Source organism: Paenarthrobacter sp. NPDC089307 (genome assembly GCF_040685055.1).
Lineage (GTDB): Bacteria > Actinomycetota > Actinomycetes > Actinomycetales > Micrococcaceae > Arthrobacter.
In genome coordinates this window covers 629,599-652,109 of sequence record NZ_JBFBHE010000002.1, presented here as the reverse complement: position 1 = coordinate 652,109, position 22,511 = coordinate 629,599, and the positions used below count along the sequence as shown (strand labels likewise).

The window sequence follows — 22,511 nt, the reverse complement described above, 5'->3', positions numbered from 1 at the left end:
CTGACGATCTGCGTTCCCTTGCTGGAGGATAGACAAATGACTGCAACCTTGGTGGCCAAGGAACTTGCCGGTGGTCATGGCCACCGCACACTTTTTTCCAAACTGTCCCTGACCGTAGCGCCCGGCGATGTGGTGGGCGTGGTGGGAGCCAACGGTGCCGGAAAATCAACGCTGCTCCGCATCCTGGCCGGTGTCGACCAGCCGCAGGAAGGAAGCCTCAGCCTGGCGCCGTCGGACGCTTTCGTGGGCTGGCTGCCGCAGGAACACGAGCGTACCGCGGGGGAGACCATCGCCGGCTACATAGCCCGCCGCACCGGCTGCGCCCAGGCGACCACCGAAATGGAGTCCACCGCCGAAGCCCTTGGCTCAGGTGCCCCCGGTGCAGACGATGCCTACTCCGTTGCCTTTGAGCGCTGGATGGCCTCCGGCGCGGCGGACCTGGAAGACCGTATTCCCGCTGTCCTGGCTGACCTTGGCTTGGAACTTGGGGTGGACGCCCTGATGACCGGGCTCTCCGGTGGCCAGGCAGCACGCGTGGCGCTCGCCGCGCTCCTGCTGAGCCGCTTCGACGTCGTCCTCCTCGATGAGCCCACCAACGACCTCGACCTCGACGGACTCGCCCGGCTTGAGGCGTTCGTCCAGGGTCTGCGCGGCGGCGTGGTCCTGGTCTCCCACGACCGCGAGTTCCTGGCCCGCTGCGTCACCACGGTCGTGGAACTGGACCTGGCGCAGAACTCGGTGGCTGTCTACGACGGCGGTTACGAAGCGTTCCTGGAAGAGCGGGCGGTAGCCAAACGCCATGCCCGCGAGCGGTACGAGGAATTCGCCAGCACAAAGGCGGACCTCCTCTCCCGGGCGCGCACCCAGCGGGAGTGGAGCTCCCAGGGTGTCCGGAATGCCATGAAGAAAAACCCGGACAACGACAAAATCCGCCGTGCCGCCAGCACCGAATCCTCCGAGAAGCAGGCCCAGAAGGTCCGCCAGATGGAGTCCCGCATCGCCCGGCTCACTGAGGTGGAGGAGCCCCGCAAGGAGTGGCAGCTGCAGTTCAGCATCGGCCAGGCACCCCGCTCCAGTGCCGTCGTCGCAACCCTCCGCAACGTCGTGGCCCGGCAAGGCGACTTCACGCTGGGACCGGTTAACCTCCAACTCAACGGTGGGGAGCGGATCGGCATCACCGGACCGAACGGCGCCGGCAAGTCCACGCTGCTGCGCCTGCTGCTGGGGACGCAACGACCGGACGACGGCGAGGCCTCCATGGGAGCGTCCGTTGCCATCGGCGAAATCGACCAGGCGCGCGGACTGCTCGACGGCGGCCAGCAGCTGGGTGACGCGGTGGAAGCGGTGCTGGTGGACTGGAACAGCGCCGACGTCCGTACCCTCCTGGCAAAGTTCGGCCTCAAGGCGGACCACACCTCACGGACCGTGGATTCGTTGTCCCCGGGAGAGCGGACCCGGGCAGCGCTCGCCTTGTTGCAGGCCCGCGGCGTGAACCTGCTGGTGCTGGACGAGCCCACCAACCATTTGGATCTTCCTGCGATCGAGCAGCTCGAAGAGGCCTTGGAAAGCTATGAAGGCGCGCTCCTGCTGGTCACCCACGACCGGCGGCTGCTGGAAAACGTTCGACTCGATTCGCGCTGGCACCTGGACAATGGGCAGGTCCAGGAGCTCCATCACACCCCAAGCCAGGAGAAGTAACCAATGAGCATGGACCGCGTGGCCTGGAGCTCGCTATACAACATCACCACTGCCAAGAGCGGCTCCAAACCGTTCTCCAAGGAAACCCTGAAGCGGGTCCTGGCGTTCGCCGCGCCGCACAAGGGCAAGCTCATTGCCTTTGTGATCGCTTCCATCGCCGGAGCGGTGCTTGCCGTGGCTACCCCGGTGCTCGCCGGGCAGGTGGTGGACGCCATCATTGCCAACGCGGGCGTGGGAACTGTGGTCTGGCTGGCCGTCCTCATTGCGATCGTTGCTGTTGGCGAGGCCGGAGTGGGCCTGCTGACGCGGTGGTTGTCCTCCATCATTGGCGAAGGCGTCATCGTGGACCTGCGGACCCGCGTATTCGACCACGTGCAGCGGATGCCAATTGCGTTCTTCACCAGGACCCGGACAGGTGCCTTGGTGAGCCGTTTGAACAATGATGTCATCGGCGCACAGTCCGCCTTTGCCGGCACCCTGTCCGGAGTGGTCAGCAACGTGGTGGCGTTGGCGCTGACCCTGGCCGTGATGCTCAACACTTCCTGGCTGGTGACCGTGCTGGCCATGGTGTTGCTGCCGATCTTCCTGATCCCTGCACGCCGCATGGGCTCAAAGCTGGCCGATCTCCGCCGCGAAGCAGCCGCCCACAACGCAGCCATGGGCACCCAGATGACGGAGCGCTTCTCTGCCCCCGGAGCCACGTTGGTGAAACTCTTCGGCCGTCCGGACGAGGAATCGCGTGAGTTCGCCGCCAGGGCAGGCCGGGTGCGGGATATCGGCATCCGGACCGCCATGCTGCAGTTCACCTTCGTTACAGCCCTGACATTGGTTTCCGCACTTGCCCTGGCCCTGGTGTACGGCCTGGGCGGTTGGCTGGCCATCGGAGGGCAACTCGCTCCCGGCGACGTCGTGGTCCTGGCGCTCCTGTTGACGCGCCTCTACGCTCCGTTGACCGCGCTGTCCAACGCCCGCGTGGAAATCATGAGCGCCCTGGTCAGCTTCGAGCGGGTCTTCGAGATCCTGGACCTCAAGCCGCTCATCACTGAAAAGCCGGACGCCGTCACGGTTGCTCCCGGCCCTGTGGCGGTGGAATTCGACGACGTCCGCTTCTCCTACCCGTCGGCGGACAAAGTTTCCCTGGCATCGCTGGAGGAAGTGTCCACGTTGGATACCCGCGGTGGCGAGGAAGTCCTGCACGGGGTCAGTTTCCGGGTGGAACCAGGCCAGACTGTGGCCCTGGTGGGTTCTTCCGGTGCCGGCAAGTCAACCATCGCCCAGTTGCTCTCCCGCCTGTACGACGTCGACTCCGGTGCCGTGCGCCTGGGCGGCCATGGACCCCGGACCGGCGTGGATGTACGCGACATCAGCTTCGACTCGTTGCGCGACACCTTGGGCATGGTGACCCAGGATGGCCACCTGTTCCATGAAACCATCGCTTCGAACCTGCGCCTGGCCCGGCCTGACGCTTCTGAGGAAGACATGTGGGATGTGCTCCGCCGTGCACGCCTGGAGCCGATGATCCGGTCCCTGCCTGACGGTTTGGAGACTGTGGTGGGGGAGCGCGGCTATCGGCTTTCCGGCGGGGAGCGCCAACGCCTCACCATCGCGCGCTTGCTCATCAAGCAGCCGCGGGTGGTGATCCTGGACGAAGCTACGGCAGCGCTGGACTCCACCAACGAAGCCGCCGTGCAGGCGGCCTTGGGCGAGGCACTCGAGGGGCGTACCGCCGTCGTGATTGCGCACCGCCTGTCCACCATCCGTGCCGCTGACGCGATCCTGGTGGTTGAAGACGGCAGGATTGTGGAGCGCGGTACCCACACCGAGCTGCTGGCAGCCGATGGCCGCTACGCGGAGCTTTACCAAACACAGTTCGCAGAGGCCACGGCAGTGGCGCAGGAAGCGGTCCCGGAGCTCTGACCCAAGTAGGTCGCAGTTAACGTCGTTTTGAGCGCTCAAAACGGCCTTAACTGCGACTCAGTTGGGTGCTGCGAGGGCTGGAAGGACGTGCTCCGTCAGCAGCGGCGCGAGGTCTCCCGGCAGCGGCGCGCGGAGGTCGAGCCAGCGGATTTCCGCGATTTCCGCGGAGGGGTGCGCTTCCCACGTGCCCGGGGCAGTGAAGACCGTGGCCTCGATGTTGGTGGCGTCCTCGTTCGCAGCCACCGCCAGCCACACGCCCAACGGCTCCAGGTGCTCCGCGGATACCTCGATTCCCACTTCCTCCAGCAGCTCCCGGGATGCGGCCTCGGCGGCGGTTTCGCCGGGCTCCGGCTTGCCACCGGGGTGCAAGAACTTGTCCGTGCCGCGCTTGCGTACGGTCAGGAGATGGCCGTCCTGGTTGTAGACGCACACGGCGCTGACCACTATAAGGTCCATTATTCTTGCCTCCCGGCAGCGATTCGGGTCAGATGCGACTCAAGCAGCAAGTCCTTGGCGGGGCCGCGCACGTCCCACGTGAAGGAGAACGAATCCGGGCCTTCCCACACGTAGTTCACGCGGTATTCGTCGGGGTCGCACCAGTGCTTGTCCTGGTGGCGTTGCGCCGAGAAGCCCATGACGTGGAAGGGCCGGCCGTCGGGGAAGAACACGTCCATGGTTTCCGGTCCGGAGCCCGGCTTCAGGACGTATTCACGGAATGCCGGGCCGGAGTGGGTGGGCCACTGCATTGTTCCGTCTTCACGGTAGTCGAGGCCGCCGTCGGGGTTCTGCTGGTAGCGCACGACGCCGGTGAAGGAGCCTTGGGTGCCTGACGCCCGGTCCAGGAGGACCCGCTCCACTACCCAGCTGCCGGCCAGATAGGCCCGCAGGTCCGGGGTGGGCTGCTGATGCTTCAAGTGCCCTCGATTGGAATCGAACCAACGACACCGGCTTTAGGAGAGCCGTGCTCTATCCACTGAGCTACGAGGGCCTGTATGTCCACGCTTTGAATCCCACTGCTGGAGCTCGAGGGCCCGGACACGACTACAAGCATACAAGCTGCGGGGGCCCTCCCCGAACACCGCTAGGCTGGCGAGCATGAACGGGCACTTGACTACGGCGCCGGCCGGATCGTTCCTACCCAACGTGCGGAGCCTCCGGGCGAACATCGGTGGCTGGGCGCAGCTGAGCGTCGTGCAGTATTTCGTTGCCGAAGCCGCTGTCATCGAGGCGTGGGCGGGCCCTGCGCCTTACAGCCGTGCCACCGGATTCATCAGTGACCTGGGAGCGGTGTCCTGTGGCGTCTACGAGGACAGGGCTGTCTGTTCTCCCTTGCATTGGCTGATGAATGCCTCCTTCGTAGTCCAGGGCCTTGCCCTGATCCTGGGTGCCCTCTTCCTGACTGCAGGGCTTCTGTGCGTGGCCGCGAGGCCGGGCGTTCAAGCCAGGCGCTTCCGGGCTGCGGAGGATAATGCGGCGCCAAAGCTTGTACTGACCGTGCCGTGGATCCTGGCCGTATCCATCCGCATACTCACTGGCGTTGCCGGGGTTGGCACGGTTGTCGTCGGCCTGGTTCCCGAAGACCTGGGCTCGCCGTGGCACTTCGCCGGTGCCCTCATGTTCTTCATCGGGGGAGGGTTTGCACTGCTACTGCTGGCCATTCTCTGGTTCCGGCAAACGCCTGTGAGCTGGTTTCTGGCAGCCTGCGCGCTGGTGTGCCTGGGGGCGCTTGTGATCGGCGGGATCACAGCGATGGACGTCCCTGCGCCCGGGACCTTGGAACGGCTGATGGGCTATCCGGTGACCATTGGGCTGGCAACGGCGGGCATGGTGATCGCCCAGCGCGTGCACACCGAACGCAAGGCGCTCAGGGCCGGTTGAGGAAGTACTCGCGGAACTCCACCAGCGACGTCCCACCGGTGTAGCCCAGGTACCCTGCCCCGACGGATATGGAGTCGTCCGGGGAGAAGATACTTACCGAGAGGGACCCGGAGTTCAGTTCCTTGGTTTTCCCGAGCATCGCGGGCAAGGCCTTGTCCAGGGCCTCTGCAAGCGCGGCTTGGTCGGTTCCCGTCCCTGTGAGCTTGGCGGTGATGAAGTTTCCGGACGTATTCATGTTCACGTGGACATCGGCCCCTTGGACTCCCGGCACCGACGTCGCGGCCTCCTGCATGTCCTTGCCGAGCCGCTCCGCCTTTGATGGTCCACCTACGCCACACGCCGTGATGCCAAGGATGATCAGCCCAATGATCAAGGCCGATGCCACGGGCCTGGGAAGTTTGCTCACGGTCACTGCTTTCGGGAAATGTTGGACACGGTGGACGACACCTGGCTGGCGTCATTGGTCAGGAATTGTTGGGTGGAATCCTTTTGACTGTACTGGTTGATGGGGCCGTCTCCCTCCATCCGGGCAACCGAGTCAACATAGCGATATGAATCGTGGTAGCTGATGCCCGCGAACCCGGGATCGGTGTCAGGATTCGGCAGCGTCACCACCACGGCGTTGTTGTCCCGGCTCACGGAGACCCCGACGCCGGGCAGGATGGTGGCGTCGGCCAGGTCCACTTGGGGGACGGGGTCACCGGCGTGCTGGAGCGCCAGGACATCGATGGAAGACGGGATGGGGGCCGAGTCCACCGGCGACCCGTAGGTGACGACGTTGGTCACGTTGAACCTCTCCGTGAAACTGCTGTCCGAGGCCAACGCCGTGGCAATCATGCCGCCCTGGGAGTGCCCGGTCAGCAGGACGGGGGCGTCCTGCGGAATGCCGGCCTTCTCCATGGCAATACGGACTGCCTCTGCGGCGGTGGACAAGTTGCCGCCGGCGAGTTCGAGGTTCCCCGTGAGGTCAGTGGCGTTGGCCGCACCGTCGGGCATCCACCGCGTCGTGCCTGGAATGCTGATGATGTAGGCCGGAGGCGCGCCTGGTTTGTCCACCGCAGTGATCCGGATCCCGGTATCTTCGGTGCCAGCCATTCCGGCGTCGGCGTACGCGGCATCAGTGGTGGCCAGGATCGCGCTGAGAGTTGACGGCACCGGCGTGACTGCACGGCCGTTGGCGTCAGCTTCCCCTGGCTTTCCCACTGTCAGGGGAATCGGATTCCCGGCCACGGGCCTGCCGTCATCAAGGAGATGCGGGTTATGGAAGCCGAAACTTGTAACCGTGGCAGCCGCATTCCACGTTGACGCCACAAAAAGCACCCCGTTGGACACCATCTGGGTGATTGATGGCGGTTCGCCTGAGGTCAGCCAGCCCCAGCCCATGTTCACCAGGTCGCCGTACCGGGTGGCATGGTTCTCTTCGGCGTCCATGAGGTTTCCGACAGGCAGCGGCGCCAGGTCCTGGGCGAGATGCCACATGGTCGAGGCGGTACCGGCCAGCACGCTGGTGACCTTGCCGAACGTGTCCCACAAGCCGCCGGCATCCTCGGCGGTGGCGTCCAACAGCCGTTCAAGGGCGGAAGTTCCTGCGGACGCACCCGACGCGGCGCTGGCGGCCAGCTGCTCGTCAACATTTCGTTGCACGGCGCGTGAGGCGGCATCGAGCGCATGCCCGACCGCGACGAGTTGGCTCCGGTAAGCCTTCCAGTCGTTGGTGAACCGTTGCCCGTCCTCGCCGTGCCAGTCCACCGTGGCAATAAGGGGAGTGAGGCTGCCGCTCAAGTCCAACAACCGCTGGCTGCTCCGGGCAAACTCCTTGCTGAGGCGCCGCCCGCCTTCGACGTCCATTCCATGCAGGCTCATGCGGGCACGCTCCCTGCGCCGATGCTGGCAAGGTATTCACGGGCGCCCAGAAGGGACCATGCGAACTCGCTTGCGATGTCTGTGGCGGGAACTGGCACCAACGATGCGGTGGGACCTTCTCCGCCGGCTGGTTCAACTCCGCGGGCCGGTTCAACTCCGTGGGCTGGTTCAACGGAGTAGAGATGGTCGGTTACGCCCCAGGTGTGCCGGCGCACGTATCCGGAACCTTGTGCCGTGCCGGAGGGAATTGCCGAAACATCGAGGTGGATGGTGCATCCGATGTTGGCTGCGGTGGGCTGTGGAGGGTTGGGAGGGGAGCCAGGTATAAGTGTGGGGTCCGGAAAATGGCGGCTGATGGCCGCCCAGGCATTTTCCTCCTGGAAGAAGCAAACCTCGACGGCGTTGCGGACTTCCGTCACCGGCGCACCGCCCGCTTCGTGGCTGCTGCGTCGGCGGTACGAGACGCCGACGCCCCGACCTCCGGCCAGCCCGATGTCAGTGTGGACCGACAGCAGGGTGCCTGTTAACTGCTCCGTCTCCTCAAGCCGCTCCGTGTCCTCAAACTGGACCACACTGGAGGCTTTCAGCGGTGCGGACGCGGCAAGGAAGACTGCGAGCACCCATTGCTGTGACATCACGCCGTGGGCGTCGAGGATGCCGGCACGAAGGAGTTCCTCCGCGATTTCCGGACTGATGTCACCCTGTGCCTGCAAGGAGGACTGACGGGCGGCCGGGTCTGCGTCCTCGCCGCTGAGCATCGTTTGGGCTGCTTTGCGGCACGTTGCTGCCCAGGCCAGACCGCTGACCTGAACGATGTTTAGCCTGGAATCGGCTCGAATTTCTCCCATGAATGCCCCCAATACACTCCGCACGCCGGAACCTGGCGGCACGGCTCACAGTATCGGGGCGGGGTCTGGGGCGGAATGGGGAGAAGTGCCCCCGGACGGGTCCGGCGGGGGATCAGGCCGCTCGGGCCCACGCTGCCTGGCTCAGGTGGCCCGCTTTTTTCCGAGGAAGACGGCAACCACGCCGCAGACAAGGCTCAGCAGGAAAAGTACCCAGGAAGCAACGGTGACCGCCGACGCCACGGCGACCGAACCGGCGTCGGGCGTTTCTGCGGCCAGCACCGAATCAATGGCGACGTTGGACCACAAGTGGGCCACAGCGAAAAGCAGGGGAGCGGCCCACATGGCCCAGCGCCAGGACTTGCGCGCCACGTTGGTGCCGATGAGCAGGAGCCAGCTGAAGCCGAAGATCAGCGGGAACAGCGTTCCGGCAGTCTTGTGGACGTAGTTGAGCTGGCCACGTGCCGACTCGTCCATGGCTGCGCGCAACTTGGCAACGTAGTCCTGGGAGAAGCCGCCGATCAGGGAGTCAGGCATCGCAAGCCCGCCTGAGAGCTGCGTCATCTGGTTCAGGGTCAGCAAGTGCAGGTACCAGAAGAGGAACAAGCTGGCCACCACGCCCGCGATCACGATCAGCTTGGAGTTGCTCTGTGCCTTCTGCGGCGTGCGCTGCGTGGTGTTGTTGATCACGGGAGGCAGCGTGTGATCGGGAACCACTGCCTTTGCTCCGTGCTTCTTGATGCGCTGCGCTGGTGTCTTGGCCATGTCATTCATTATCCCGCCACATAAGCTGGACCCATGACCACCGGCAGGCACACCGCAACTGAACTCGATCCTTCACTTGACGACTACCAACTGGCCAGCGCCCTGGTCCGGGAAGCAGGGCAGCTGGCGCTGCTCATGCGGATGGGCGGGCTGCAAGGTGAACGCAAAACGTCCATTTCCGACGTCGTCACCGCCGCTGACCACGCAGCCGAGGCTTACGTCCTGGACCAGTTGCGGCGCTGCCGGCCAGAGGACGGCATCCTGGGCGAAGAGGGTGCATCCGTGGCAGGGACCAGCGGCCGGACCTGGGTGATCGATCCCGTGGACGGGACCTACAACTTCCTGCACGGCTCCACGTACTGGTGCTCGGCCATTGCCCTGAAACGTGATGACGCAGACCACGGAGGCAATCCGGTGGTGGACCCCTCGGTGATCCTTGGCGCCATCTACCAGCCCGAGCTGGACAAGCTGTGGCTGGGCGGAGAAGACCAGGCGGCCACGCTCAACGGGGAGCCCATTTCCGGTTCCGGGGATGTCTCCGTAGCTGAAATCTCCGCAGCCACCTACATCCACCCCACCTGGCTCGCAGATCCCCGCACCGCCATGCCATGGCACGCCGCCGCCATCACCGCTGCGTCCTTGCGGATGTTCGGCTCCGGTTCGTGCGACCTCGGCCGGGTGGCCGACGGTGAACTCGGCTGCTGGTTCCAGCACAGTTGCCCTGAATGGGACTGGCTCCCCGGCAAGGCGATCGTCCGCGCCGCCGGTGGGGACACCGCCGTCGTCAAGGTCAACGGAATGAATTGGTTCGTTGCCGGAAGCCCGACGGCGGTCCGCGAGTTGGGTGCCGCCCTGACCTCGGTTCCGCAGTTCGCCTGACCCTCCAGAAGGCCGGTTAACCCGTTCGGGTACCCCCGCACGCTTGCCCCCAATCTCCTTGTTATTTTGCAGCGGGGGGCGTCTGCCCCCACAGTCTCAGCTGCAGAACAGCCCTGTGCTGCAGCGTTCGCAAGGGGGAATACTTGAACAGCAAGAACAAGCTGTGGCCCACAGCCGTGGGCGTCACAGCCGTATCGGCCTTGGCAATCGGCCTCGTGGCCGCGCCGGCCGCAAACGCAGCACCCACCGACGTCATTTCGGTGGGCAGCGGACAGATCATCGACGGTTCTGTCCTGGCGCTTCCGAACTTTGCCGGCCTGGCATCCAACGGAGCAGCAACTGCCCAGCAGATCGGCACCCCGCCGTCCGGCCCGGCAGTCATTGAAGCCAGCGACCCGCTGGACCTCAGCGCAGTCTTCGGCGTCGTCAACGTGGGCGCGGGCAATATTCCGCTGCTCCAGAACAACGGCATCATCCAGGTTGGTGCTGTCAGCCAGTACGGCAAGGCAGTCAACGATGGTTCCTCGGAAGCATTCTCCGGTACCGTGAGCGGCGCTCCCGGCCTGGTGACCCTGCCCGGTGGCCTGCCGGCATCCGGCGACCCCTCCATCCCGGCGGCCCGCATCAACCTCGGCACTGCTGCCATCCTCGGCGGCACTGACCTGGTCAACGTGAACCTCCAGGTTGAGACGCTCGCGGCAGCCGCGAAGAAGGACCAGGGCGCAGCACCGCAGGGTGCCTATGCAGTGGCCGGCGTTTCCGCTGAAGTTGGCGGCACGGTCATCGGCGGAGTCGCAGGCACCATCACCACGGCAATCAACACGGCCAACGCCGTCCTGACCCCCTTGGGCGTCACGGTGGCCAACCCGGTAGCCGGCGGCACCATCTCCATCACCGAGGCAGACCTGCTGGCCGTTGCCGGCGTAGCAGACCTGAACTCCCTGCCGGCCGGGACCGACCTGATCTCGTTCCTGCCCCAGGCTGTTGCCAACAAGCTGACCTCGGTTGTCAGCAGCACCCTGGCCACCGCCACGGCTGCAGTGAACGGCCTCGGGCCGATCGCCCAGCTCACCGCTGGTCCTGCCCTGGCTGTCCTGACCTCCACCTTGAACGGTGTGACCAGTGCAGTCGCTTCCAGCGTCGTGGCTCCTCTGAGCACCGCCCTGACGGCCCTGGTTTCGGCCAAGGTCAACGTCCAGGAAACCGCACCGTCGGGCGCCTTCACCCAGCGCGCCCTGCAGATCGCTGTTGCCGGTGGCTCCATCGCCACTGTCAACCTGGCCAACGCAACTGTTGGACCGAACCTTGACGCAGCGGCGATCCCGCTGGTCAACGCCGACACCATGGCCATCAGCGGTGGGGTGGCCCTCCTGGCACTGCTCACCTGGCTGTTCGTCCGCTCACGCCGCCGCACAGCGGCAGCCGCTGCCTGATCGCCCCGGCGATCAGCAACGGCGAAAGGAGAACATTCAATGTACGGCAATAACTGGACTGCAGGCGGCACGGCCGCAGGTGGTACCACGCTGGCTGTCACCGGTGCCCCAACCCTCGGTTGGGTCATCCTGGTGGGGGTTGCCCTGCTGATTACCGGTTTTGTGGTCCTGCGCAACAGCAGGCTCAAAGCCGCAAAGCGGGGAGCAGATCCCAACTCGTAATACCATCGGCGGGGCGGCTCTTTCCGGGCCGTCCCGCCACCCCATTTTTCCCGGGCCTTTCCGGCCTCGCCCAAGCATCGGAAGTAAATGTCGGTACTCGAATCCGCACAGGCGCTGGCTTTTGTGCTGCTGGTGGTTTTTCTGTCGTACATCCTGGTGATTCTGGTTCCCTTCCTCCGGCGCAAACCCGATCCCGAAGGCGATCCCGACTCATTCTCATGGCACGTGTTCATTCCGTGCAGGGATGAAGAAGTGGTGATCGGCGAGACACTGGGACTTTTGCGCAGGCAGTTCCCGCAGGCGCACGTCTGGGTTGTCGATGACGACAGCGACGACGCCACTGCGGACATCGTCGACGCCGCCTCGACACGCGACTCCATGATCCATCTGGTACGACGGCGGCGCCCTCTGGCGCGCACCGGCAAGGGAGACGCCCTCAATGCCGCCTACCGCACCCTGGACGCCTGGCTCCCGGCCGACGTCGACCGTTCTTCAGTGATCGTCCTGGTGGTCGACGCCGATGGCCACCTGGCCGATAATGCGTTCCGTCAGGCGGCTGGTCCCCTCGCGTTCGGCGACCCGGAAGTGGGCGCCGCCCAAACCGCCGTCTGGATGTCCAACCTGCAGGACCCGGCCCTGGAAGGGGGCACCGGCATCCAGCGCTTCCGGAAGTCCTTTGGCCGGTACCTGGTCCTCATGCAGGACATGGAATTCCGCACCACGATCGCTGCCATGCAATCCCTTCGGCGCCACACGCTGACGGTCGGCCTGGGCGGAAACGGCCAGTTCACGCGGTTGTCTGCCCTGGATGTCATCGCCAAAACGTCCGGCCAACCATGGCATGGGGCGCTCCTTGAAGATTATGAACTGGCCATCCACATCATGCTTGGCGGTTACAAGACCGTCTACATGCATGACACCCACGTGGCCCAGGAAGCCCTCCCGGACCTCCGCCGCCTCCTGACCCAGCGCACACGTTGGTGCCATGGCGGCATGCAGTGCAGCGTCTACCTGAAGCGGATTTTCGAATCGCCCTATTTCAGCAACGTCGGCGCAATCGAATCCAGCTACTTCCTGGTCCAGCCGTTTATCCAGATCCTCGGCTTGGTCCTGTGGCCAACGCTTTTCATCACCATGGTGGCGCAGGGCTCACTGACCATGGGCAGCTTCGGTGCCTGGATCAGTGCCGCATGGTTCATCATTCCCTTGATCTTTGCAACAGGCGTGCTGCCGTTCGCTTTGTGGGGCCTGGTGTACCGGAAACAGGTCACGCCGGAGAAGAACTTCATGCTGGGCGTCCTCTGGGGCTTCGGCTACTGGCTCTACATGTACCAGAACTACGTCACGGTGCTGAGGGCAACCTACCGCCTCATTACAGGCCGGCAGGGGTGGGCCAAGACCCGCCGCAACCAGGAAGCAGACGTCAAACTCCTAGCGAAGGAAGCGTAGTGGCCATGAGCGTCCAAGCCGGCAACATCAGCGTCCCCTCAGGCCCGCGCGCAATCCCGGTGCGGAAGTCCCGCGGCGGGGGCCTCCTCGGGCTGCTCTTCATCGCCGCCGCTGCCGGGGCGATGCTGCAGCAGGAGCACATCAGGGCCGCTGAAGCCTGGCTGATGTCAGCAATTTTCGACGGCGTCCTCGGCGGGGCGTCCTACAGCGTGGACGACATCATCTTCCACAACGTGGGCGGGGGACAGCCGTTTGCCCTCCAAGTCACAGGCCTGTGTTCCAGCGCGGTTCTTTTGACGCCGATTGCCGGCCTGGCGGGGATCTTGTTCCTGATGGGGCGCATCCCGGTCTCGCGGCTCATGCCGGCCGCCATCATCGCCTTGCTGATCGTTTGCGTCAGCAACGCGACCCGCTACTTCATGATCGCCGCGGCCCAACAAAGCTGGGGACAGCAGGGCTTTGACGTCATGCACCACTTCCTTGGTTCCTTCGTGGTGATTTTCGGCTTCGTTGCCGCCATCATCGTGCTGGTGCGGGCCGCCGTCGTCCGCAAAGACCGGGCAGGGTCCCGCAGCAAGGGTCGGCGTGCGTCCTCCTAGTATCTTCAGAACGGCAGCTGTCATGGCTGCGGTGTTATTGACGGCAGCCCTGGCCGCCTGCGATCAAGGTGAACCTGGTGTGGACACCGCGAATCCGGAGGCGGGCCTGTGCCATGTCGTGGTGTCGCCGGAAGAATACGATGCCAGCAGCGAACCCAGCCCACCTGTTCCGTGCGCCGAACCCCACACCACGCAAACGTTCCAGGTCGCCACGGTTCCCGGGCCCCTCGCCAGCCAGGAAACACGCCCCAACCAGCAGCAGCTCAAAGCCGTTGGCAAAAGGCTGTGCACCAGCGAGGCCTTGCGGACATACCTTGACGCATCAGCCAGGGACGCGACCACGGGCCTGGCGGTCACCAGCTACTTCCCTGACCGGGACGCCTGGGCTGCAGGCAGCAGGGCTGTTCGTTGTGACGTAGCGGTCACGGACCAGCACGGCACACCACAAGAGACCGGCCTGGACCTCAAGGGAGCCTTGGCAGGACCCAACTCCGCCGCCGTGCGGCTCTGCTACCGGCAGGAACTCAAAGACGGCGTTCTTTCCGACGACGGAACTGATGTTCCGTGCTCGGAACCCCATACCGCTGAAGACATCAGCGCGTGGATTTCGCAGGATGCGACACTCGCAACGCCCGCACAGCGGGAAGCGCGCTGCCTTCCCTACGCACTTGAATATCTTGATACCGAAAAACTGCCGGCAGGAGTTGCGGTCCGCCCCATCATCCGTACGGTGGGCACCGCCCGGACCGTCAGATGCGCAGTGGCACCCGCGCAACAAGCAGCGCCGGGCGAAACTGCTGGATCTGTGATCGGAAGCCTGGCTCCCGTGCGCACACCTGTTGGACGCCCCGCCGGAACCGGGGGAGTGGCAAACAATGGCTGAGCAGGGATCCGGGAACGCCACGCAGCTCCGTGAGCGGGCTGGGAAATCGCAGGAAACGTTCACCCCGGCACCGGTGCGGGGCCGCAAAGGAACCAAGGCCAGGCCGGTTGGAAGCCTGGCACGATACCTTTCCAGGACCTTCGGCCCCGGCGCGTTGACGCTGGGACCCGTCCCGGGCGTGGCCCTGGTCGCAGGGCTGGTCTCAGCGGCCCTCATGGTGGTCCGCTTGCTGTTACCGGAACCCGTGGGCATGGCGGACCAAGGAGACGGGCATGGGCTGGTGTGCTCCCTTGGCGTCATGAACCAGCGGCCTTGGGATTATGCGGAGTTCACCAAGTACGTCCACCCTGCCTGGATCCCGCACCAGTTCTACGGAGAGGGCTGCGGCGCCAACGGAACCGGGGAACCGAACTACTCTTCCCAGTTGCTTTTGCTGTGGTTGGGGAAACTGCTGACGCCCTTGATGGGCTGGGGGCCAGGACTGGATACCCGCGCCGTCGGCATCGTGTGCTGCGTGGTGTTCGGTTTGTTGATCGCGGCGCTGATCAATGTTCTGCCGGGACGTCCATGGTTCCGCATCCTGATTGCCGCCCTGGTCACCGGAGTGATGGCAGACGGTATTTTTGCCGACTTCTTCATTTCTCCCTACAGCGAGCCTGCGGCCTTCCTGGGGATCCTGGCTGTGTCTGTAGCCCTGCTGCACTACTGGAATGGGCGGGGCCCGCGGTGGCTGGCATTGCTGCTGGTTGTCCTCGCCACTGTCTTTACCATCGCCGCAAAGACACAAACCGTTTCGTGGCTGCCCGTTATTGCCCTGGCGCTCCTGTGGCAGCCATGGCGCCAAGGCACAACGGACGGCGAGGCATCCGCCGTCGAACCCCCATCCGCCGTCGAACCCCCATCCGGCGGCACCCCGGCGGCTGCTTCAGGCAGGAGAGGCCACCGTTTGCGTGCGTCGTTGCTGCCCGCGACGGCGGTGCTGCTCATCGCTGCGTTTTCGGTGGCGTTCATCAACGCCCAACCCAAGCGCTTCTCCGAGGTGAACCTGTACAACGCAGTGTTCGTGGAGCTGCTTCCGTACAGCCCGACGCCGGAGGCGGACCTTGAATGGTTGGGGCTGGATCCGAGTTTCATCAACGCCATGGACACCACAGTGGCCTCCACGCGCTCGGCTGTTTACAACCCCCTGTATCCCCAGTTCCAGGAGAAAATCAGCCTTGGCACGATCGCTGGTTTTTACGCCACCCATCCGGAGCGGCTCATCACCATGGGCGAACGCGGAGTCACCGCCATGCTGACACCGGAACTGGGCTATGTTGGCTCGTACCTCGAAGGCTCCGGGCACGGCGCTCATGAAAAGGAACGGCGTTTTCCTGTGGTTCTGGGCCTGTTCAGCGCCGTGAAGGCTGCTCCGGTGGCCTTTGTAGGTATCCAACTGGTGACCCTGCTGCTGGGCCTTGCCGTGGCTTTCCGCAAGCGGAGCGCCGTGGGGCGGCTGGCCGTCATCATGGTGTTGGGCTGTTGGCTGCAGTTCTGGGCCGTCATGCTCAATGGTGGACAGGCCGAGGTTTACAAGCACATGATCATCGCCGGCTTCATGGCGGCGTTGTGCGGGCCGTTGCTGGTGGCCTTGATCAGCCTCCTGGCCTCGGACCCGGGGAAGGCAGTGGCGCGAAAGACCAGGGGCCGGCGGGCCAGGGCGCGACAGGGATCAGCTGAGCCAGCCATCAGTGGTTAACTGCTTGCGCAGGCTGATGACATTGCCGAGCTTGATGCCGGCCGTTGCGTAGCGCTGGCGGATCCGGTGCAGGTGCGCTTTGACGGTTTGTTCGCTGATACCCATGGCGTCGGCCACCCCACGGATGGACATGGCGTCACTGCCGAGGTACAGCTCGGCGAGCATCTGTTCCCGGGGTGAGAGCGTGATGCGCGCCGGTGTGCCGGTTTCCGGGCCGGGTGCGACGTCAGGATGCATGTACTCCTGTCCGGATGCCGCGGCGCGGAGGGCGAGCTCGGTGTGTTGTGGGCCCGCGGCCTTGGGTACATAGCCAAGGGCACCTGCAGAGCGGACCGCGCGCGCATCCCAACGGTCCAGGGCGGTGGCAAGAACAACCACCCGGAGCCCGGCCTGGACCAGCTGCTGAACCGCAGGGACCAGCTGTGCGCGGTCATCCAGGGTGCCCAGCAGGGCCACCGTGACGGAGAGTCCCGCCAACGCCTCCTGGTGGAGTTGGGCAGGAAGGCTCGTCAAGCCTGCAGCGACCACCAGATCCGGGGCGTTACGGCGCAGCCACGCATCCAGGGTGTCGATCATGAGTTGGTGCTGGTCCACCACCATCAGCCGCGTCACCATAGCTTCGGTGCCTTGACATGAACCATCACGCTGGCCCCAGCGGGATCGGTGTGCACTCGGGGCACACCCAGCGATTCGATCTCGCTCCACAATGCAGGCGTACAGCGGTTGGGATTGAGGTTGCCCACCCTCCACGTAATCAGCAACTGATCCTCCACATGTGGTTCCACATAGACGTGCAGCCTCGCAGCTGCTTCAGGAGCGTGGCCGGCACGCCCCGTAGTGTCCGCGACGGGCTTCAGCAGCATCATGGTGACTGACAGGATTGCGGGGCGTTGCGCCTGCGGAATCCGTTGGAGAAGGTCCGGCTGAGCGGCAACAGTAACCTTGGAATCAAGGCCCGCCAGCACCAGGGACTCGGTCAACCAGTTGCTGCTGTGGGCCACCATTAACTGTTCGCGCAAACGCGAAGCCAGGCCTTGGGCTTCTTCAGCCAGGCGGGGTGCGGGTCCATCGCTCTGCGCAGCCCGGTCAAAAAGCTCCTGAATCTGCCGGCGCGTGGCCGACAACTCCTCGGCATGGGCTGAAGCACGGGCATCGGCCTCCCGGGTCAAGGAGGCCACGGCCTGGGAGGCGTGCCGGGCGATCTGTTCCTCCATGCGGCTCCGGACACCCACAACAACCAAAGCCCCCAGAAGCCCGGGGATCAGGGTGATGAAGAAGATCAGCAATCCCTCCCCTGATCCGAAGCGGGGAGTGGCCGCATAGTAGGCGCTGCTCAGGACGGAGTTCGCAGCGGCCAGGAGCATGAAACCCATCAGGTCCCAGCGCGCGCATACAAGGAAAACCAGCGCCGTCGCCAGCATCACGTTGAAGGCCAGCGCAAGGTAGCCCGAGGCCAAGGTGACGACTTCGGCCGTCATCATTCCCGAGGCAATGGACGTGCCAAGCCAGACAATCCGCAGGTAAGGAAGGTGCTGCCGGGGAGTCCTGGGCGTCGATGCAAGGCACGCCACGGAAAACCCCAGGAGGTCGAAGGAGACTGCAGCAAGCCGTGGCCGGTCAAGGGCACTGCCGTCCAAGGATCCCATCTGGGTAATGAAGGAAAGTATCCAGAGCGAGAGGCTGGCCGTGACGAGAACTCCCCGGGAAAGGAACAGGGGTCCGTTGGCAACTCCGGTGGCGTGTTGGAGAGCCCTGCTCATGCAGCCGCTACCTCAAGGACAACGGTGGTGCCCCGTCCCGGCGCCGACAACAGCCGGGCCTTTCCGCCAACCTGTGCCATCCGCTCCACCACGGAGTGCCTCACTCCGAAGCTCCCTGTCGGCAGGGACCCGGGATCAAAGCCGCGGCCGGCATCACTGATGAGCACCGAAACCACCGAACCCGTACGCGAGACCAGCACATCCACGTGGTCACTCCCGGCATGCCGGGCAGCGTTCACCATGCATTCTTCCGCCGCATCGGCCACTGCCCCCAGGAGGTCCGGCGGCAACGTCCCCGCCTCACCGAAGACATCGATGCTGAACCCGTTCCTGCTGTGCTCCCGCGCCCGCTCCCTCAGCGGGGAGACCACGTCAGATCCAGTGGACGGTTCGACGACGGCGACGCCACCGCCGGCGCGCATACGCGTGGTCCGGTCGTCTTCCACGGCCACCACAACGCCGTTGCCGTCCTGGCGGATACCGGACCCGCCGCCGTCGTACGCTGCCGCGCCGAAGACGCCCCGGAGGTCGTCCGGATCCACGCCGGCGCCGCCCCGGGCCAGCAGGGTCAGTGCCCGGAGGACGGTGTCGTGCAGATGGCGGGCGTCCTGTTCCGCAGCGGTGGTTCGTTCCCGCGCAACCTTCTGGGCGGCCAGGGATTCTGCCTTGACGGCCTGGTCGCGCATAAAAACGTCCAAAGACCTGGGCGCTGTATGACGGATGGCGAGCATGATGAGCCAGAATCCCACAAGAATCGCGAAGGTGGTGGGACCGAGGCGATGCTGGATTGATGTCGCAATGGTGTGTCCAAAAACCATGACCCCCAGCAACGCGGTATAGACGCCGGACTGCCATGAACAGCGCAAGGACAATGCAACCGTGGAACTGGCGCCGATCAACAGGCTGTGCGCCAGGAGAAGCGAATCCGAGTCCTGGCGGTAACTGACACCTGCCAGTAGTTCGGACAGCGTGATCAACCCCATCACGAACCCCAGCCGGAGAGGCCAGACATCGGTCACCAGCATCACTGCGAGGCAAACAACCAGTGCCATCACGATCACCCAGGCAAGGACCCGGTGCCACAGGGGTCCGCCCATGATCGGAAACAGATAGAGCCACGAGGCAGCCACGAAAACGAAGCTGATCACTGTCCCGCCGCGGGCCAGCAGGTCCGAGCGTTCCAACGCCCGCCAGCGGGCCGCCAGCCGCGTTATCCATGCCCCCATGAATGTCTCCCCAAAACCTGTCATCGGAATATGATGACCACCTAGGCAGCATCATATGTGGGGAGGACCGATAAAAGTGCGATACCCGGTGTCCCAACCAACTATTGAAGTGGACATCGTGGAAGACCACGCGGTACTGCTTGAGGGACTCTCCCAATGGCTTCAGGACAACACCACGGGCATCAAGGTTGTAGGCAGGTTCGCCTCCTGGGCTGAAACCGCCGCCCACCTGGGTGCGTTGTCCGACGTCGTCATCCTGGACGTCCTCCTGGGCGATCAAGTGCCGCTGCGGGCCAAAATCCAGGCAATTGTCTCTTCCGGCCCACAGGTCGTGGTGTGCAGCTCGGTCCTTGATCCTGCCGTCATGCGCCAGGCCATGGCCGCCGGTGCCATGGCATACATCCCCAAGACTGCCTCCGCGAGCGAGGTGGAGACCGCGCTCCGGCGGGCAGCGCAGGGCCTGCAGCACATCACGGCCGAAGTCGCCGCAGCCATGGACGCCGGTCTGGGCGAACCGCAACTGTCCGCCAGGGAGCACCAGGTGGTGTCCGTGTACCTTGGGGGAGCGGCCGGGACCATGGCTGAGACCGCGGAAGTGCTGGGCATCTCGGTAGACGGCGTCAAGAAGCATCTGGCGTCGGTCCGTCGTAAGTTCCAGGACGGCCCCGAGCCGCTGAGCAGGCTTGGACTTCGGGAACGGCTTACCGCCAGCGGATGGCTGTTGGAGGACCCACGGCAGTAGCTTCCGGGGCTGACCCGCGCTGTGGATACGCAGGCTTATAGTGTCAGGGGCACCGCCTAGACTGGTAGGCACCATGGATATGTTGTTTGACCCCTACGCAGACGGACCCTTCAAAGCAGGCACCAAAGCCGCAGTCAAGGCTGCCCCTGAGCTTTCACGTTCAGGCGGTGGTCCCTCGGGAGCCCGCTTCCAGGAGGGCGGAGGGGCCGACACCCCTGCCTCGGGCGGCTGGGGCAGCCCGGGCTCTGCAGGCCTTCCTTCCGCGGAGGCCCTGCTGCAGGGGCTGAACCCGCAGCAGGAAGAGGCGGTCAAGCACGCTGGAAGCCCGCTGCTCATCGTTGCCGGCGCCGGTTCCGGCAAGACCCGCGTGCTCAGTAACAGGATCGCCTACCTGATCGCCACCAAGCGTGCTCACCACGGCGAGATCCTGGCCATCACCTTCACCAACAAGGCGGCAGCGGAGATGCGCGAACGCATCGAAGCACTGGTGGGTGCGCGGGCCAAGGGCATGTGGATCTCGACATTCCACTCAAGCTGCGTTCGCATCCTGCGGCGCGAGGCCGCCAACGTGGGCCTGAACTCGAACTTCTCCATCTACGATTCCGCGGACTCCCTGCGGCTGATTACGCTGGTGGCCAAGAACCTGGACCTGGACCCCAAGAAGTTCGCGCCGAAAGCGATCCAGCACAAGATCTCCGCCCTTAAGAACGAGCTCATCGACGCCGACTCCTACTCGTCTTCGGCGAACTACAACGATCCCTTTGAGCAGGCCGTGGCTGAGGTCTTCAAGGGCTACACGCAACGCCTGCGCCAAGCCAATGCCATGGACTTCGACGACCTCATCGCAGAAACCGTCTACATGTTCCGGGCTTTCCCGGCGCTCGCAGAGTCCTATCGGCGGCGCTTCCGGCACGTCCTGGTGGACGAGTACCAGGACACCAACCACGCCCAGTACGCGCTGGTCAGGGAAATCGTGGGGCTCGGAACCGATACGGACGTCCAGCCAAGCGAACTGACGGTGGTAGGCGACTCCGACCAATCCATCTACGCCTTCCGCGGCGCGGACATCCGGAACATCGTGGAGTTCGAGGCCGACTATCCAAACGCCCGCACCATCAAGCTGGAGCAAAACTACCGCTCCACGCAAAACATCCTCAGCGCAGCCAACTCGGTCATCTCCCGCAACCCGAACCGCCAGGAGAAGCGGTTGTGGACTGCCGAGGGCGACGGCGAAAAGATCATAGGCTATGTCGGCGAGAATGAGCACGACGAAGCCCAGTTCATCGCCAAGGAAATCGACCGCCTGCAGGACGAGGAAGGCCTTCGTCCCGGAGACGTCGCCATCTTCTACCGGACCAACGCACAGTCCCGTTCCATTGAAGATGTGCTGGTCCGCGTCGGATTGCCGTACAAAGTGGTGGGTGGCACCCGCTTCTACGAGCGCAAGGAAATCAAGGACGCTTTGGCGTACCTGCGCGTGCTGGTCAACCCGGATGACGACGTCAACCTCCGCCGCGTACTCAACGAACCCAAGCGTGGGATCGGGGATCGCGCGGAGGGTGCAGTTGCAGCCCTTGCCGAGCGCGAACGCACATCCTTTATGGCCGCTGCACGCCGGGCGGACCAGGCTCCGGGCATGGCAACCCGCTCTGTCAACGCCGTCCTGGGCTTCGTGAAGCTGTTGGACGACCTCGCCGAAGTCGCCTCCGGCTCGGGTGCCGCCGCAGCTCTTGAAGCCGTCCTGGAACAGACCGGCTACCTTGCCGGGCTGCGGGCGAGCTCGGATCCACAGGATGAATCGCGGGTGGAGAACCTCGCCGAACTGGTAGCCGTGGTCCGTGAGTACGAACGGGACAACCCGGAAGGATCGTTGGGCGAGTTCCTGGAACAGGTTTCCTTGGTGGCCGACGCCGACCAGATTCCGGATGCTCCCGGCGCGGACATCGACGCCGCAGTGGCAGAAGCCAAACGCATGGGTGTTGTCACGCTCATGACGCTGCACACCGCAAAGGGCCTCGAGTTCCCGGTGGTGTTCCTCACCGGCATGGAGCACGGCATCTTCCCGCACCAGCGTTCGGCTACGGACCCCAAGGAACTGGCAGAAGAGCGCCGGCTGGCCTATGTGGGACTCACCCGTGCGCGCAAGCGGCTCTACGTTACGCGCTCGGAGGTCCGGAGCATGTGGGGCCAGAGCCAGTACAACCCTGCAAGCCAGTTCCTGGAAGAGATTCCCTCCGAATTGGTGGAGTGGAAGCGCGAAGGCATGAGCCGCCAATCGGCGGGGTGGGGATCTGCTCCCATTGGGTCCAACCGGTACGGTGGTTCGTTCTGGGGCGCGGGTACGTCCCGCGGTGCCGCCGCCAGCCCGACTGCAGGTTTCGACGCCGACGTCCCTGCCGCCGTCGCACGCAACAGGGTGCAGCCGCAAAAGGAAGTCATTTCCGTGGTGGTGGGGGACAAAGTCAACCATACGAGTTTCGGCAATGGCGTGGTTCTGGGCGTCGAAGGCGCCGGCGACAAGACAGTGGCCAAGGTGAAGTTCGACGTCGGCGAGAAGCGCCTGCTCTTGCGTTACGCGCCGCTGACCAAACTTGATGCATGACGCCGCACGGCA

Annotated in this window: 21 protein-coding genes and 1 tRNA gene; 12 read left to right on the top strand and 10 right to left on the bottom strand. The window is 64.6% G+C overall.

The genetic code is table 11. The features are described 5' to 3' along the window. Positions 1 to 36 precede the first annotated feature (36 nt). Both AB0N72_RS06870 and AB0N72_RS06865 read left to right on the top strand, forming a co-directional pair. Entirely contained in the window at positions 37 to 1,698 is a 1,662-nt protein-coding gene (locus AB0N72_RS06870; RefSeq protein WP_363930216.1) for an ABC-F family ATP-binding cassette domain-containing protein, read from the top strand. A 3-nt stretch (positions 1,699 to 1,701) separates the two neighbouring features. Beyond that, positions 1,702 to 3,615, top strand: a complete 1,914-nt coding sequence (locus AB0N72_RS06865; RefSeq protein WP_363930215.1) for an ABC transporter ATP-binding protein — start codon at positions 1,702 to 1,704, stop codon at positions 3,613 to 3,615. Between the two features lie 57 nt (positions 3,616 to 3,672). Here the strand turns inward: AB0N72_RS06865 and AB0N72_RS06860 are convergent, their stop codons facing one another. The 3 genes from AB0N72_RS06860 to AB0N72_RS06850 form a co-directional block, all read right to left on the bottom strand. Next, positions 3,673 to 4,074 carry an NUDIX domain-containing protein gene (locus AB0N72_RS06860; protein ID WP_363930348.1) on the bottom strand — a complete coding sequence of 134 codons (402 nt, stop codon included), beginning with the start codon at positions 4,072 to 4,074 and terminating at the stop codon, positions 3,673 to 3,675. Beyond that, the gene (locus tag AB0N72_RS06855) at positions 4,071 to 4,529 is read right to left on the bottom strand and encodes a DUF6314 family protein (protein WP_363930214.1); all 459 of its coding nucleotides are present in this window, start codon (positions 4,527 to 4,529) and stop codon (positions 4,071 to 4,073) included. The genes AB0N72_RS06860 and AB0N72_RS06855 overlap by 4 nt, the downstream gene beginning before the upstream one ends. 1 nt (position 4,530) lies before the next feature. After that, positions 4,531 to 4,603 (bottom strand) — tRNA-Arg (locus AB0N72_RS06850). Between the two features lie 107 nt (positions 4,604 to 4,710). Between AB0N72_RS06850 and AB0N72_RS06845 the strand changes: the two genes are divergently transcribed. Then, the gene (locus tag AB0N72_RS06845) at positions 4,711 to 5,493 is read left to right on the top strand and encodes a hypothetical protein (protein WP_363930213.1); all 783 of its coding nucleotides are present in this window, start codon (positions 4,711 to 4,713) and stop codon (positions 5,491 to 5,493) included. Here the strand turns inward: AB0N72_RS06845 and AB0N72_RS06840 are convergent. The 4 genes from AB0N72_RS06840 to AB0N72_RS06825 all read right to left on the bottom strand — a co-directional run bounded on the left by AB0N72_RS06840 (position 5,480) and on the right by AB0N72_RS06825 (position 8,966). Beyond that, positions 5,480 to 5,899, bottom strand: a complete 420-nt coding sequence (locus AB0N72_RS06840) for a hypothetical protein (RefSeq protein ID WP_363930212.1) — start codon at positions 5,897 to 5,899, stop codon at positions 5,480 to 5,482. The genes AB0N72_RS06845 and AB0N72_RS06840 overlap by 14 nt on opposite strands. Positions 5,900 to 5,901: 2 nt before the next feature. Beyond that, positions 5,902 to 7,356, bottom strand: coding sequence for a hypothetical protein (locus AB0N72_RS06835; protein ID WP_363930211.1), 1,455 nt, complete (start codon positions 7,354 to 7,356; stop codon positions 5,902 to 5,904). After that, entirely contained in the window at positions 7,353 to 8,204 is an 852-nt protein-coding gene (locus AB0N72_RS06830; RefSeq protein WP_363930210.1) for a hypothetical protein, read from the bottom strand. The genes AB0N72_RS06835 and AB0N72_RS06830 overlap by 4 nt, the downstream gene beginning before the upstream one ends. Positions 8,205 to 8,345: 141 nt before the next feature. Then, entirely contained in the window at positions 8,346 to 8,966 is a 621-nt protein-coding gene (locus AB0N72_RS06825; protein ID WP_363930209.1) for a hypothetical protein, read from the bottom strand. 33 nt (positions 8,967 to 8,999) lie between these two features. On the opposite strand from AB0N72_RS06825, the gene AB0N72_RS06820 reads away from it, so the two are divergent. The 7 genes from AB0N72_RS06820 to AB0N72_RS06790 all read left to right on the top strand — a co-directional run bounded on the left by AB0N72_RS06820 (position 9,000) and on the right by AB0N72_RS06790 (position 16,169). Beyond that, positions 9,000 to 9,845, top strand: coding sequence for an inositol monophosphatase family protein (locus AB0N72_RS06820; RefSeq protein ID WP_363930208.1), 846 nt, complete (start codon positions 9,000 to 9,002; stop codon positions 9,843 to 9,845). Positions 9,846 to 9,988: 143 nt separating this feature from the next. After that, on the top strand, positions 9,989 to 11,278 hold the full coding sequence (locus tag AB0N72_RS06815; protein WP_363930207.1) for a choice-of-anchor G family protein: 1,290 nt from the start codon (positions 9,989 to 9,991) through the stop codon (positions 11,276 to 11,278). A gap of 39 nt (positions 11,279 to 11,317) precedes the next feature. After that, the gene (locus tag AB0N72_RS06810; RefSeq protein WP_363930206.1) at positions 11,318 to 11,500 is read left to right on the top strand and encodes a peptidase; all 183 of its coding nucleotides are present in this window, start codon (positions 11,318 to 11,320) and stop codon (positions 11,498 to 11,500) included. An 87-nt stretch (positions 11,501 to 11,587) separates the two neighbouring features. Then, positions 11,588 to 12,949: a glycosyltransferase gene (locus tag AB0N72_RS06805; RefSeq protein WP_363930205.1), complete on the top strand. Its 1,362-nt coding sequence runs from the start codon at positions 11,588 to 11,590 to the stop codon at positions 12,947 to 12,949. Positions 12,950 to 12,954: 5 nt separating this feature from the next. After that, positions 12,955 to 13,548: an exosortase S gene (gene xrtS, locus AB0N72_RS06800; protein ID WP_363930204.1), complete on the top strand. Its 594-nt coding sequence runs from the start codon at positions 12,955 to 12,957 to the stop codon at positions 13,546 to 13,548. A gap of 79 nt (positions 13,549 to 13,627) precedes the next feature. Further along, positions 13,628 to 14,431 carry a septum formation family protein gene (locus tag AB0N72_RS06795; protein WP_363930203.1) on the top strand — a complete coding sequence of 268 codons (804 nt, stop codon included), beginning with the start codon at positions 13,628 to 13,630 and terminating at the stop codon, positions 14,429 to 14,431. Beyond that, positions 14,424 to 16,169 carry a hypothetical protein gene (locus tag AB0N72_RS06790; RefSeq protein ID WP_363930202.1) on the top strand — a complete coding sequence of 582 codons (1,746 nt, stop codon included), beginning with the start codon at positions 14,424 to 14,426 and terminating at the stop codon, positions 16,167 to 16,169. Before AB0N72_RS06795 ends, AB0N72_RS06790 begins: the two co-directional genes overlap by 8 nt. Here AB0N72_RS06790 and AB0N72_RS06785 read toward each other — a convergent pair. The 3 genes from AB0N72_RS06785 to AB0N72_RS06775 are packed head-to-tail and all read right to left on the bottom strand — an operon-like array spanning position 16,143 to position 19,155. Beyond that, the gene (locus AB0N72_RS06785) at positions 16,143 to 16,784 is read right to left on the bottom strand and encodes a LuxR C-terminal-related transcriptional regulator (protein ID WP_363930201.1); all 642 of its coding nucleotides are present in this window, start codon (positions 16,782 to 16,784) and stop codon (positions 16,143 to 16,145) included. The genes AB0N72_RS06790 and AB0N72_RS06785 overlap by 27 nt on opposite strands. Beyond that, the gene (locus AB0N72_RS06780; RefSeq protein ID WP_363930200.1) at positions 16,778 to 17,929 is read right to left on the bottom strand and encodes a hypothetical protein; all 1,152 of its coding nucleotides are present in this window, start codon (positions 17,927 to 17,929) and stop codon (positions 16,778 to 16,780) included. Before AB0N72_RS06780 ends, AB0N72_RS06785 begins: the two co-directional genes overlap by 7 nt. After that, positions 17,926 to 19,155, bottom strand: coding sequence for an ATP-binding protein (locus tag AB0N72_RS06775; RefSeq protein WP_363930199.1), 1,230 nt, complete (start codon positions 19,153 to 19,155; stop codon positions 17,926 to 17,928). The genes AB0N72_RS06780 and AB0N72_RS06775 overlap by 4 nt, the downstream gene beginning before the upstream one ends. Positions 19,156 to 19,243: 88 nt before the next feature. On the opposite strand from AB0N72_RS06775, the gene AB0N72_RS06770 reads away from it, so the two are divergent. Together AB0N72_RS06770 and pcrA are read left to right on the top strand one after the other, a co-directional pair. Continuing rightward, positions 19,244 to 19,897 (top strand): response regulator transcription factor, encoded by a 654-nt coding sequence (locus AB0N72_RS06770; RefSeq protein ID WP_363930198.1) that lies wholly within the window; start codon positions 19,244 to 19,246, stop codon positions 19,895 to 19,897. 73 nt (positions 19,898 to 19,970) lie between these two features. Further along, positions 19,971 to 22,499: a DNA helicase PcrA gene (gene pcrA / locus AB0N72_RS06765; RefSeq protein WP_363930197.1), complete on the top strand. Its 2,529-nt coding sequence runs from the start codon at positions 19,971 to 19,973 to the stop codon at positions 22,497 to 22,499. Positions 22,500 to 22,511 lie beyond the last annotated feature (12 nt).

Excerpts from the sequence above, each read along its gene's own strand:
- AB0N72_RS06790 (WP_363930202.1), top strand. The coding sequence starts at position 14,424 with ATGGCTGAGCAGGGATCCGGGAACGCCACGCAGCTCCGTGAGCGGGCT.
- xrtS (WP_363930204.1), top strand. The coding sequence starts at position 12,955 with ATGAGCGTCCAAGCCGGCAACATCAGCGTCCCCTCAGGCCCGCGCGCA.
- AB0N72_RS06870 (WP_363930216.1), top strand. The coding sequence starts at position 37 with ATGACTGCAACCTTGGTGGCCAAGGAACTTGCCGGTGGTCATGGCCAC.
- AB0N72_RS06785 (WP_363930201.1), bottom strand. The coding sequence starts at position 16,784 with ATGGTGACGCGGCTGATGGTGGTGGACCAGCACCAACTCATGATCGAC.
- AB0N72_RS06825 (WP_363930209.1), bottom strand. The coding sequence starts at position 8,966 with ATGGCCAAGACACCAGCGCAGCGCATCAAGAAGCACGGAGCAAAGGCA.
- pcrA (WP_363930197.1), top strand. The coding sequence starts at position 19,971 with ATGGATATGTTGTTTGACCCCTACGCAGACGGACCCTTCAAAGCAGGC.
- AB0N72_RS06780 (WP_363930200.1), bottom strand. The coding sequence starts at position 17,929 with ATGAGCAGGGCTCTCCAACACGCCACCGGAGTTGCCAACGGACCCCTG.
- AB0N72_RS06805 (WP_363930205.1), top strand. The coding sequence starts at position 11,588 with ATGTCGGTACTCGAATCCGCACAGGCGCTGGCTTTTGTGCTGCTGGTG.
- AB0N72_RS06810 (WP_363930206.1), top strand. The coding sequence starts at position 11,318 with ATGTACGGCAATAACTGGACTGCAGGCGGCACGGCCGCAGGTGGTACC.
- AB0N72_RS06820 (WP_363930208.1), top strand. The coding sequence starts at position 9,000 with ATGACCACCGGCAGGCACACCGCAACTGAACTCGATCCTTCACTTGAC.
- AB0N72_RS06835 (WP_363930211.1), bottom strand. The coding sequence starts at position 7,356 with ATGAGCCTGCATGGAATGGACGTCGAAGGCGGGCGGCGCCTCAGCAAG.
- AB0N72_RS06775 (WP_363930199.1), bottom strand. The coding sequence starts at position 19,155 with ATGGGGGCATGGATAACGCGGCTGGCGGCCCGCTGGCGGGCGTTGGAA.
- AB0N72_RS06830 (WP_363930210.1), bottom strand. The coding sequence starts at position 8,204 with ATGGGAGAAATTCGAGCCGATTCCAGGCTAAACATCGTTCAGGTCAGC.
- AB0N72_RS06845 (WP_363930213.1), top strand. The coding sequence starts at position 4,711 with ATGAACGGGCACTTGACTACGGCGCCGGCCGGATCGTTCCTACCCAAC.
- AB0N72_RS06865 (WP_363930215.1), top strand. The coding sequence starts at position 1,702 with ATGAGCATGGACCGCGTGGCCTGGAGCTCGCTATACAACATCACCACT.